This is a genomic window from Thermodesulfobacteriota bacterium, assembly GCA_039028315.1.
In the GTDB taxonomy this organism is placed as follows: domain Bacteria; phylum Desulfobacterota_D; class UBA1144; order Nemesobacterales; family UBA2774; genus CR02bin9.
In genome coordinates, this window is the sequence record JBCCIH010000063.1 from 1 (window position 1) to 11,246 (window position 11,246).

The following is an 11,246-nucleotide window of genomic DNA, read 5'->3' on the forward strand; positions in this document are numbered from 1 at the left end:
TGATCGACAACGGTCCATATATGACCGATATTGCTCAGGACAACGCTCTAATTGATGGGGTTTGTTATGAAACTCAGCTTGAAGAAAACATATCAATTCTCCTACAAGCAGACTTGTCTCTTGTTAAGGCTGGCAATCTTGTCAGAAAACTAAATATATTAAACAAACTCCGCTCTTTGATTGGAAAGTTCGGCTCAAATTATCCTGTTATTGCAGTTGTTTCAGATTCCGGAATGATAACTCTTGGAGAGAGCAAGGGAAGCGGCCCTGTAAAGAGCATGGGGTCTGAATCACTCAACAAACTCCTTGATAAAGTCTCATCTGACAGAAAAGTTAGAGCACTTGTCCTTAGGGTTTTGAGCCCAGGCGGCTCTGCTGTTGCATCAGATCTTATATGCAAAAAGTTAGAAGAAATATCACAAACAAGGCCCGTTGTTATATCAATGTCTGATGTTGCTGCATCCGGAGGATATCTTCTCTCACTTGGGGCTGATAAAATAGTGGCAGACTCAATGACCATAACAGGCTCTATTGGTGTTGTTTCAGGAAAATTTAACCTAGGCGGTCTTTATAACAAACTCGGTATCACAAAAGACTATGTGGTTAAAGCTAAAAATGCCCTTATGTTTACTTCTAGCAAGGACTTCTCAGAGGATGAAGAAGCAAAACTTCTCGAGATAATGGAGTTTTACTACACTAAATTTGTTGGCAGAGTTTCAGATTCAAGAAAAATGGGTTTTGAGCAAGCTGAAAGCTTTTCAAAGGGCAGGGTTTGGACTGGTAATCAAGCCAAAGAAAATGGCCTTGTTGATGAGCTGGGCACTATTCAAACAGCAATCAATATCGCAAAAGAGAAAGCGGAAATTTCAGAAACATCTATGCCGGTGGTCAAATTTTACTGCGAACCAAGGGGAGTCTCGATTGCCTCTTTAGTTAAAGATTCTTCAGTGTTAGGAAGCTTAAATAACATATTTGCAGCTCTGAATTCACTTACTAAAGAGAAAGTACTCACGATAATGCCATATGACATAGATATTAGATAGTATCAGTAAAGTTTAAATTGCCGGTCTAATATTAGATGGCTTAAATATCCGATAACAACTGGAACATAGTACTCAAGCCCTCCAACTCCAAGTTCAGGCTTGACCACTGGAAGTATAACAAGGGGAGAGGGGATCAAAAACGCCGCCGATATTGAATGCGTCCACCCCCTGTGTTTTCCGATTATAGGAAGAAGAGCGAAAAACCCTAAGAGCGCAGCTTCTTTGAATCGCCCGGAGAGCAGCAGCACTGCATCAAGTGCAATGAAAAATCCGTAGAATAATTTTTGTGCATGAGAGTTTGTATCTATATCGGGCCAAATGGCTCCTAAAATGCACAGACCAAACCATATAAGGACCTCGTAGCTTGGCTTAAAGGCAAAAAATATTATAAGAACTGCAAGATAGATTATAAATGCAAAGATGCCGCCAGCAACGTGGCTTTTATAAAGACTCATTCTTTACTTTAAGCGGGGGGGTTGTGAAAAAAAACTCAAGCCAGTCCATGTATTTTTGGTCCCTTCCCTGAACTATATCAAAGAATCTGGACTGAAGCTTTTTGGTGATAGGACCTGGTTTTCCCTGGCCAATTGTTCTTTTATCAACTTCTCTAATTGGTGTAATCTCAGCAGCTGTACCTGTGAAAAAGGCTTCTTCAGCAATATAGAGTTCATCTCTTGTGAAACGCTCAGTGTCAACTTCAATACCTTCATCTTTGGCAATCTTAATCACTGCGTCTCTGGTAATACCCTCAAGAACCGATGTAAGAGGAGGGGTTTTCAGTATTCCGTTTCTGACTATGAAAATATTCTCGCCGCTTCCCTCAGCAATATAGCCTTCATTGTCCAGCAAAATAGCCTCATCAAACCCAAGGCTTGTAGCCTCTATTTTAGCCATAACCGAATTGGCGTAGTTCCCGCTAATTTTAGCCTTTGTCATAAAGGAGTTAACGCCCATTCTTGTCAGAGATGATATTTTTGTTGTGATACCTTTTGAGAGAGCTCCTTCTCCTAAGTATGTTCCCCAAGGGTATGCCGCAATCACAAGCTCTATTGGATTATCACCGGGATGAAGCCCAATCTTGCCTCCTCCGATATATGCAATAGGTCTTATGTACGCAGCGTCTAGTTCATTAGTTGTTAGAAGCTCCAAAATAGCATTTGTAGCTTCTTCTTTGGAAAAGGGAATTTTTATGTGTGCTATGTGTGCTGAGGCATAGAGTCTGTCTACATGCTCTTTTAGTCTGAAAACAGCGGAGCGGTCATCATCGCATTTGTAGGCTCTTATGCCTTCAAATACAGCAAGACCATAATGCAGTGTGTGCGTTAGCGTATGCACATTTGCATCATCCCATGATACGAATTCTCCGTTGAACCAAATCTTATAGGGTGATTCTTCCATCCCTAAGACTCCTTAGACCATGCTAAATTCTTTACAAATATAAAATAATCCTTTGTTTATTGGTAGTTGTCAAGTATGAAGGTATTATTTCTTGACTCCCCGAACTTTCTTTGAATAATTATACAGATGCCGATGGACCAATCACAGATGAGCGAGTTAATCACTATCAAAAAATACAGCAATAGAAGGCTGTATGATTCCACAAATAAGGGCTATGTTACTTTTGAAGATATTGCCTCTCTTATTAGAGAAGGCAGTGAAATAAAAGTCATAGATTCCCAATCCGGAGAAGATATTACAAAGTTAATATTAATTCAGGTGATATTAGAGAGTGAGAAAAATAAAGAAGATATTCTTCCAGTTTCTTTCCTTCATATGCTAATCAAATACGGAAACCAGGTTGCGAAAGACTTTTTCGAAAACTATTTTATGATGATGTTTCAACCCTACAACCATGTCAGGGAAAACTATAAGAAAAATATCAACACCTGGCAAAAGATGGGCTGGTACCCAGAGGAGATCAATTCTGATTCTCAGGGCTCAAATAATTCCAATCATTCAGATAATCAACCTCATGACTCTGGTCATAAAAGCCGAGAAGGTTACAGCGAGCCAAGTCAATACAAGGCAAGTGATGTTGAACTTTTGATGGAAAAAATGAAAGAACTTGAAAAGAAAGTAAATTCGCTGGACGAAGAGAAGTAATTCCTTATCCCTTTTGAACTAAATACTTACTATAATCTAACTTGAAAGTGTGCAGATTGAAGTGCTTACACTGCCGGTGCCAAATTCATTTATTGCATCTCTTCCGCCGCTGATAGAGCATTCGTTCTCTGGATTGATCGTCACAACCGAGCTGCCCCCTGCGTTAATGCCAAATTGATTTTCAGATGAGATCGTAACAGTATTATCAATTGGATTTGTGCTCTGTCCTATTTCCACAGATCCGTCATCAAAAGTTATAATTGTGTCCTGGGTGCTCGATACAACTATGCCCTCGTCAGCCTGCAGAATGATGGCGCCGCCGCTTTGGGCCCTAATACCCTCTCTGCAATCAGTGATGTTGATACTCTTAACCTGATAAGTAATCGAAACAGTGCCGCCTGCGGTCAAGCAGTTGCCGCCGTTCCCGTCAATATTAAACTCAACAGTGTCTTCGGCAAAATCTAAAACCGTATCATTAATAAGAGAAATGATATCTTGGAACACCTGCCAGCGATCAATAGATATAATGCTAGGATTTTGCTCAAGAGTTATGTCTAATATAGTAGTACTGTTTCCAACGACCATTATATTCGGTCTCTCTGCATCAAATGAGTCAGACTCAAATCTCAAATCGACATCTATTGTGCCGGTTGAAGCTCTAAACTGTAATCTGAAATTACCTTCTGCATCTGCTGTAGTTCTATCCAGACGGAAATTGTTTTCCTCTGCAGTGACCGTGATCGTCCCAAATTCTGCAAAGTTTAATACCTGGCCTTCTAACACCACATCGCCTATTATACTGCCGTTTCCGCTTCCTCCTCCGCTATCTCCACCGCCGCCAAATTCTACATCACAGCCACCGATGGCTAATATTGAAATAAAAAAAGTACAGATCACCATTTTGAGTGTGAATTTCATTTTTTTAGTATTCATTTTTCCTCCGGCGGTATGTGTATAGCGGATATTAACAATATTATACCTATCAGTCTTGGATTTTCATTAACTTTATCAATTAGCCTAATCACTCTTGTCATGGTAAATTGCATAATCCGATTTTAGTTTTGAGATTAATATGAATAGATTACCAAGAGCGCTTTTTATAAATCATTCCATAAGGGACGGAGGGCCTGGGAAGAGCCTGTTCTACATTCTTAAATATATAGATAGAACTAAGATTTCCCCATTTGTTCTAATACCTAAAGATGAGGTTTTCTCAGAGCGACTAAAAGAAGAAGGTATATATGAAAATATTATATTGGATAAAAGATTCCCTGAGAATTTAAAAAGACCAAGGCTGGGGATTTCATTTCAGGATGAAAAGTTAAGTAAAACCAGCTATTTAGAGCCGCTTCACAAGTTCATATCAATTCTGCTAAATATTTTTGATATGCTCTCTTTAATAATCACTTCACCTTATTGGCTAAGGAAAAATAAGATTGACGTCATCTACTGCAACGGCACTCAGGCAAAAGTTGTAGGTGCACTCATAGGGCTTGTAAATCTCCACCCGGTCATCTGGCATGTACGAAATATTCAGCAAACAAGTGTGCTCCGTTTTATTATCACTACATTAGCAAAACTCTCAGTTGTGCGTAGGATTATCTGCGTCTCTAACGCTACAGCCGCCCAGTTTGATCATGTTAAGGACAAAGTAAGGGTTATCTACAACGGGGTAGATATAGAAGATTACAATCCGGCTTTAATAAAAGGTGAGCTAAGGTCCACTTATGGTATATCTGAAAATACCATTGTGGTCGGAAGCACAGGAAGAATTGTCCCTCGAAAAGGATATGATCTGTTTATAAAATCCGCAAAGGTGGTTATTGATCAATTAGATGATAAAAATAAAGATATTAAATTTGTTATAGTCGGCGATACGCCTTACTTTTTTCAAGACAATCATCTTAGCTATTTAAAGGGCCTTGTAAGCGAGTTTGGACTAGATGATTACTTCATCTTCACAGGGTATAAGAAAGAGGTTAAGAATTATCTAAAGGATTTTGATATATTCGTGATACCATCAAATTATCCTGATCCTTTCCCACGCTCAGTAATCGAAGCTATGGCCTTTGAGCTTCCTTCTATTGGCTTTAAGAAGGCCGGTGGAATTGTTGAATCAATCGATGACGGAGTTACCGGTTTCCTGTGCGATCCTGGTGACTTTAACCAAATGGGCGAATTTACTTTAAAGCTGGTTACCGATTCCGAACTACGAAAACAGATGGGTCATTTAGGAAGAAAAAGAGTACAGGATAATTTCCTCGCAATCGACCGCACGGTAGATATCCAAAGAAATATACTAGAAGTGCTGGGCATATCCGAATCCTAGCCCTCATCTCTTTGAGATCGAAAAACCAGTTTGATTGGGGTTCCCTCTAGATCAAACTCTTCTCTGAACCTATTCTCTAAAAACCTTTTATAATTCTCGGGAACGCCTTTAATCCGGTTTGTGAACACTACAAACGTGGGCTGTTTGGTAAGTGGCTGAGATATGTAGTAAAACTTAATTTCTTTTCCTTTATAAATTGGGGGAGGGGTTTTCTCAACTATTTTGCTAAGGAAACTGTTCAGCCTTTTTGTGGGTATTCTCTGAGAAAAGTTCTCAAATACCCTATCAATCTCATCAAATATCTTATGAATTCCGCGCCCTGTCATTGCGGATATTATAAGCACAGGAGCATAATCTATTGCAAGCAGCTCATCTCTTAATAATTCATCAACCCCAGGGGTCTGAGCTACTTCCGAGGGCACTAGGTCCCACTTGTTTAGAAGTATCATACAACCGCGCCCCTTGTCAGCTATCAGCCTTGCAAGCCTTGCGTCTTGATGAGTGGGGCCTTCCTGGGCATCTATCATGAGAATAGCTATATCTGCTCTTTCCATGGCCCTTACGGCTCTGAATACGCTGTGTTTTTCTACTGAGAAACTTATCCTCGATTTTCTTCTTATCCCTGCAGTGTCGATTAGTACATATTTCTTCCCGTCCCTGGTGATGTTTGTATCTATCGTGTCTCTGGTTGTTCCGGCAACCGGGCTGGTTATGAGTCTGTCCTCGCCCAAAAAACGGTTTATTAAGGTAGATTTTCCTACATTTGGCTTTCCCAATACGGCTACTTTTATTGAATCATCCTCTTGTTCAGGCTCAGATTCGTATTTGGGTATGACTGCCACTATTTTATCTAGGAGTTCTGATACATTTCTTCCCTGCATAGCAGATATAGCAGTGAGGTCTTCTATTCCTAGGCTGTGAAATTCAACTGCGCTGCTCTCGTGGTTTTCATGATCTATTTTATTAACAGCAAACAGGACCGGCTTTTGGACTTTTCTAAGTAGCTCGATCACATCTAAGTCATGAGGCATCACACCTTCTTGCCCATCTAATATGCATACAATAAGATCTGATTCATCTATGGCTATGTCTATCTGATTCTTAATAAGGCTAGGGTATAGCTCCTCGCCCTCAGGATCAAAACCTCCGGTGTCAACAAGACTGAATTCTCTGCCGTCCCACTCAGCGTCGGCATATATTCTGTCGCGTGTAACTCCCGGTATGTCTTCAACAATTGATTTTCGCTCAGATATCAATCGATTGAATAGGGTTGATTTCCCGACGTTGGGCCGCCCGACAATGGCTATAAGTGGCTTTTGGTTAGTTATATCACTCATGTTATTTCCATTTTTATGAAGGTTAGGAGTTTATCTGAGAATATCGGGTATATCTAATACCGCTATTGCATACGTTTTGATAACATAAAAATGTTTACTTAAAACTAATTTATGGAGGCTAATAAATTATTGACAGACTAAACGGCCATTTTGGTTTTGAACAGGTCCATAACAATCTTCAACATTAAGTGAAGACCATCTCCAATTGCCGTTTTCCTTCTCGCATTGTGCGCTTAAGATTTCACCATTCATACCAATGTCTCTACAAGTCTGTTTGTAGCTCCCGCGAGGTACCATATTATGATGATGGCGCTGCCCGCATTGTAGTCGGCCGTTCTGATTTGTGATATCACTGTAGCAGTCTTCATAATCTATGCTGGTGTATCTCCAGGATCCGTCTTGTCTTTGGCACTGCGCTTGAAGGATATTTCCTCTTACATCCATATTTCTGCAGCTATTTTGATAGCTTCCTGGCGGCAGCCAATTACCGCCTCCGCCTTGGTTACATGTAAGCTGCCCGTTGTTGTTGTGAATAGGACCATCGCAGCTGCCGTAAAAGAGCACCGTATTTTGCCAAGTGCCGTCTTCTTTTCTGCACTTTGCCTCAAGCATATGACCTATTTTCACAAGATCTGTGCAGCTGTCCTTATAGTTACCCGGCGGATATTGCTGTGCCACGGTATCCGAAGGAAGAAATAGTGAAGCCAGTAATATAAGACTTAGTGCGCTTAATAAGAAAAATGAATAATTTAAGTTCATCATAATAAATCCTCCACTTAGATTTAAATACCTATTCATTATGATTGAATTTGCACCTATGAGTCAAGGGCAAGGTAGCATGAATTTTCTCTATCTGTATTCAAGGGTTATTCTTAAAATACTTTTTAGCGCTTTTAAGTACAAATTCTTGATGATATTGGATCTGCTCCATAGTGTAGCGCTCATCTTCCCCATACGGACATGCCAGTCTTGAGGCGCAAAAACTCTTACAAGTTGAATCTGAAATCCTATATTGCATACAACTGTGCCAATCCCATCCACTCTCGGAAATGACATGTATAGGGCAAGCCGAGATACACGGCTTATCACAAGTAGGGCAGGGGTTAAAACCTTGTAAAGGGCTATCGTATTCTTTAGGCTCAATATCGGTTATTAATGCTCCTCTCAGAGACATCCAAGATCCATATCTTGGATTCAGAAAGATACCAAGAAGGCTCTTAACACCTGCTCCCCCAAGCTCAGCAAGTTTTAAGAAGTTGAGTGAGAGGGCGTTTTCTCCAAAAGGATAGAACTCTTTAAAGGCCATATTATTCTCATCTAAGATCTGTCTAGCTCTTTTGAACTGTAAAACTGTATATTGATCAATTAGATCGGTATTCTTCTCTTTAAACGCAGGATTTTTTTCTAAATAGTCATTAAATATTGCCCAGAAACTCTTACCAGCAAAACCTACTAGTATTATAGATTTTGTATTTGGCAAAAAATTATCAACACAACCCTCTTGGTCTACGGCCTCATTATATTTAGCAGGGTCAATTGCTCTGACTAAATTAAATCCGCAGTTTGTAAAATGGTCTTTTATATTCTCTAGGACAGAGTTTTTGTCCATGGGCTATGATACTTGTCTGATTATATCGTTGTTTCGCTATTTTCTTCTATTGGCGGTATATTGGGCTCAATATTTTGCGTGATCTCATCTAATTCCTTTAAGGTCGGAAGGTCATTTAAGCTCTTAAGCCCGAATACTTCCAAAAATTCTGATGTAGTTCCATATAAAAACGGTTTTCCAATAACTTCTTTTCTGCCCTTTATCTCGATAACTCTTCTTTCCATTAAAACGTTTATAACTCCAGAAGAGTCTACACCTCTAATGCTCTCAATTTCTACTCTGGTAACAGGCTGTTTGTAGGCAATAATGGCCGTTACCTCAAGCGCAGCTCGGCTGAGTCTGAACTTCTTTACTTTTTTGTTATAGTTTGAAATATCTTCACTGTACTTAGGATCTGTTCTAAATTGAAATCCTCCAGCTACTTCAGAGAGTAAAAACCCTCTTTTGAGTTCGCTCCATTCGGCGACCAGTTCCTTAAGGCACTTTCTAATCTGCGCTCTCTCAATATTAGGAAATGCCAAAGAGAGTTTATCTACACTGACAGGCTGATCAGCAATGAATATAATGCTTTCAATTGATTTTTTTAAATCAGAAAGATCCAACTTCGCTCTCTCCCATATATGAAATTAAAATTGATGAATCTGGTGATTCTTGAGCTACCTCAATATTGTCGGTTCTAGAGAGCTCAAGTAATGCTAAAAATGTTATCACAAGATCAAATTTTGACGAGCAGTCGTCAAACAGATCCTCAAAGCGGATCTGGGGGCTTGTCTGAAGCCTGATTGTAAGCTGCTCAATTTTATCCTCAATCGATATTGTTTCAGCCTCAAACTCTATCTCTTCAGCCCAAAGATAGCTTCTTCTCTTGTAGAATTCTCTAAAAGCCTCTATGAGAGACCACATATCTACAGGGATAAGCTCTACTTCTTCACTCGTTTCAAATGTAGTGTCTATATAGTCTCTTTTAAAAACGTCTCGTCCCAGTATGTCACCTGATACCAAATCTGTTGCAGCGTCTTTATAGACCTGATATTCAATTAGTCTTCTCACAAGCTCCGCCCTTGGGTCTTCCTCTTCTTCTTCGATAACCGGCTTGGGAAGGAGCATTTTAGATTTTATTAGGCTAAGCTCTGCCGCGATCACCAGATATTCTCCCGCAAACTGAAGATTTAGCACCTTCATAAATTCTAAGTACTCAATGTACTGCTCGGTTATTTTAGCAATTGGAATATCGTAGATATCCACTTCATTCTTCTTGATTAAATGAAGAAGAAGATCAAGTGGGCCTTCAAATAGCTGAACCTTAACTAAGCACGGCTCAGGATTTTGCAGATGTTCTTCGTTTGTGTTTAATTCCGTCATGACATAAGTAGTCCTATTATATTCCAAAGTATCCCATAATCATAGCCGGAAAACATAACAGAAATATATGAGAGCGGGTAGAGCAAGTACCTAAATATGCCGCCGCCGAATATAAATAGTCCAAAAAGGAATATTACACCGTAGGGCTCAAAACGTGCGTAGGGGTATAAAAGTTTATCTGGGAGCACAGCATACATCACCCTTGATCCATCTAGCGGCGGTATTGGGATCATGTTAAAAACTGCAAGTGCTATACCGTAAACAAGGGCTAGGATAAGTATTATTACCACCAAAGCTTCGATACTTCCAGGCGCTATCTGCCCGGCAATTACTTTGGGTATAAGAGACCTTAGTATTACTCCCGCAATTATAGCAGTTGCCAGGTTAGATAAAGGGCCCGCAATGGCTACAAGAAGTGTTCCTTTCCTAGGATCCTTAAAATTCATTGCATTAATCGGCACAGGTTTTGCCCATCCAAAGCCCACTACAAACATTAGGATTGTGCCAAGCACGTCCAGATGGGCTATCGGGTTTAGAGTAAGTCTTCCCTGAAGAAGCGCAGTAGGGTCACCGAGCTTGTTTGCAGTCCAGCCGTGAAAATACTCATGTATGGTCAGTGAGAGCAAAATGACCGGGGCCTGTATTAATATGAGCGCAAAATTTATATTGTTAAGGAAGTCAAAATTCATTAGGTTTGTGGGTAATTTTTAGATTATTACTATACTCAATATAAAGGGGTTTTACGATCTTGGATGATATTTTTTGTGTATTTCCTTAAGCCTCTCGCTTTCTACATGAGTATATATCTGTGTTGTAGATATATCAGAGTGCCCGAGCATTATCTGAATGGTCCTAAGATCAGCGCCACGTTCTAAGAGATGTGTGGCAAATGAGTGTCTTAGCGTATGAGGGCTAATGTCTTTTGTTATGCCTGATTTAAGGGCGTAGTTTTTAATAAGTTTCCAAAAACCTTGGCGACTCATGCCTTTTCCTCTTCTTGTGACAAAAAGCTCCTTTGCATCTTTACCTTTTAGAAGCACAGGCCTTGAGTTCTCCATATAGATCTTTAACTTCTCCTGTGCTTTCTCTCCAATGGGCACGATTCTCTCTTTTGAGCCTTTGCCGTATACAATCACAAATCCCATCTCAAAGTTTACATCGTTTAGCTTAAGCCCAATTAACTCTGAGACCCTGATGCCGGTTGCGTAGAGAACCTCAAGCATCGCTAAATCCCTTATGCCTTCTGGTGTTGATTCATCGGGTGATGCTAGGATTATCTCAACGTCTTCAAGTGATATCACACCTGGTATGCTTTTTTTCATTTTTGGGGTCTGAATCTGAGAGGTTGGGTCTTCTTTTATAATCTTTTCGAGAAGCAGATATTTGAAGAACTGTTTGATAGATACTATGGTTCTAACGGTAGTGGTATCGCTAAAGCCTTGTTTCTTGAATTCTGAGAGGAA

The 11,246-nt window shown here is 40.0% G+C and carries 13 protein-coding genes; 3 read left to right on the forward strand and 10 right to left on the reverse strand.

The genetic code is table 11. The annotated features are described in order from the left end of the window. On the forward strand, positions 1–1,043 hold a 1,043-nt coding region (sppA, locus tag AAF462_05435; GenBank protein ID MEM7008562.1), incomplete at its 5' end, for a signal peptide peptidase SppA. A gap of 2 nt (positions 1,044–1,045) precedes the next feature. Here the strand turns inward: sppA and AAF462_05440 are convergent. Then, positions 1,046–1,498: a metal-dependent hydrolase gene (locus AAF462_05440; protein ID MEM7008563.1), complete on the reverse strand. Its 453-nt coding sequence runs from the start codon at positions 1,496–1,498 to the stop codon at positions 1,046–1,048. Further along, positions 1,485–2,441 (reverse strand): branched-chain amino acid transaminase, encoded by a 957-nt coding sequence (locus AAF462_05445; protein MEM7008564.1) that lies wholly within the window; start codon positions 2,439–2,441, stop codon positions 1,485–1,487. The genes AAF462_05440 and AAF462_05445 overlap by 14 nt, the downstream gene beginning before the upstream one ends. A gap of 147 nt (positions 2,442–2,588) precedes the next feature. Between AAF462_05445 and AAF462_05450 the strand changes: the two genes are divergently transcribed. Further along, positions 2,589–3,146 carry a polyhydroxyalkanoate synthesis regulator DNA-binding domain-containing protein gene (locus tag AAF462_05450; protein MEM7008565.1) on the forward strand — a complete coding sequence of 186 codons (558 nt, stop codon included), beginning with the start codon at positions 2,589–2,591 and terminating at the stop codon, positions 3,144–3,146. 36 nt (positions 3,147–3,182) lie between these two features. On the opposite strand, the gene AAF462_05455 is transcribed toward AAF462_05450, so the two are convergent. Further along, entirely contained in the window at positions 3,183–4,079 is an 897-nt protein-coding gene (locus tag AAF462_05455; protein ID MEM7008566.1) for a hypothetical protein, read from the reverse strand. Positions 4,080–4,218: 139 nt separating this feature from the next. On the opposite strand from AAF462_05455, the gene AAF462_05460 reads away from it, so the two are divergent. Continuing rightward, positions 4,219–5,475, forward strand: coding sequence for a glycosyltransferase family 4 protein (locus AAF462_05460; protein ID MEM7008567.1), 1,257 nt, complete (start codon positions 4,219–4,221; stop codon positions 5,473–5,475). On the opposite strand, the gene der is transcribed toward AAF462_05460, so the two are convergent. The 7 genes from der to xerD form a co-directional block, all read right to left on the reverse strand. Then, positions 5,472–6,812 (reverse strand): ribosome biogenesis GTPase Der, encoded by a 1,341-nt coding sequence (der, locus tag AAF462_05465; protein ID MEM7008568.1) that lies wholly within the window; start codon positions 6,810–6,812, stop codon positions 5,472–5,474. The two genes, AAF462_05460 and der, sit on opposite strands and share 4 nt — an antisense overlap. A gap of 126 nt (positions 6,813–6,938) precedes the next feature. Next, positions 6,939–7,574, reverse strand: a complete 636-nt coding sequence (locus AAF462_05470; GenBank protein MEM7008569.1) for a CVNH domain-containing protein — start codon at positions 7,572–7,574, stop codon at positions 6,939–6,941. 97 nt (positions 7,575–7,671) lie between these two features. Further along, a complete protein-coding gene (locus AAF462_05475) occupies positions 7,672–8,421 on the reverse strand; it encodes a hypothetical protein (GenBank protein MEM7008570.1) in 750 nt (249 codons plus the stop codon). 20 nt (positions 8,422–8,441) lie between these two features. Then, entirely contained in the window at positions 8,442–9,023 is a 582-nt protein-coding gene (gene scpB, locus AAF462_05480) for an SMC-Scp complex subunit ScpB (protein ID MEM7008571.1), read from the reverse strand. Continuing rightward, entirely contained in the window at positions 9,010–9,783 is a 774-nt protein-coding gene (locus AAF462_05485; GenBank protein MEM7008572.1) for a segregation/condensation protein A, read from the reverse strand. The genes scpB and AAF462_05485 overlap by 14 nt, the downstream gene beginning before the upstream one ends. Next, complete coding sequence (locus AAF462_05490) at positions 9,780–10,472, reverse strand: site-2 protease family protein (protein MEM7008573.1); 693 nt, start codon at positions 10,470–10,472, stop codon at positions 9,780–9,782. Before AAF462_05490 ends, AAF462_05485 begins: the two co-directional genes overlap by 4 nt. 51 nt (positions 10,473–10,523) lie before the next feature. Further along, positions 10,524–11,246 (reverse strand): site-specific tyrosine recombinase XerD (gene xerD / locus AAF462_05495; protein ID MEM7008574.1); only part of this gene is annotated, 723 nt, incomplete at its 5' end.

Coding starts and splice junctions, on each gene's coding strand:
- AAF462_05440 (MEM7008563.1), bottom strand. CDS start 1,498: ATGAGTCTTTATAAAAGCCACGTTGCTGGCGGCATCTTTGCATTTATA.
- AAF462_05445 (MEM7008564.1), bottom strand. CDS start 2,441: ATGGAAGAATCACCCTATAAGATTTGGTTCAACGGAGAATTCGTATCA.
- AAF462_05450 (MEM7008565.1), top strand. CDS start 2,589: ATGAGCGAGTTAATCACTATCAAAAAATACAGCAATAGAAGGCTGTAT.
- AAF462_05455 (MEM7008566.1), bottom strand. CDS start 4,079: ATGAATACTAAAAAAATGAAATTCACACTCAAAATGGTGATCTGTACT.
- AAF462_05460 (MEM7008567.1), top strand. CDS start 4,219: ATGAATAGATTACCAAGAGCGCTTTTTATAAATCATTCCATAAGGGAC.
- der (MEM7008568.1), bottom strand. CDS start 6,812: ATGAGTGATATAACTAACCAAAAGCCACTTATAGCCATTGTCGGGCGG.
- AAF462_05470 (MEM7008569.1), bottom strand. CDS start 7,574: ATGATGAACTTAAATTATTCATTTTTCTTATTAAGCGCACTAAGTCTT.
- AAF462_05475 (MEM7008570.1), bottom strand. CDS start 8,421: ATGGACAAAAACTCTGTCCTAGAGAATATAAAAGACCATTTTACAAAC.
- AAF462_05485 (MEM7008572.1), bottom strand. CDS start 9,783: ATGACGGAATTAAACACAAACGAAGAACATCTGCAAAATCCTGAGCCG.
- AAF462_05490 (MEM7008573.1), bottom strand. CDS start 10,472: ATGAATTTTGACTTCCTTAACAATATAAATTTTGCGCTCATATTAATA.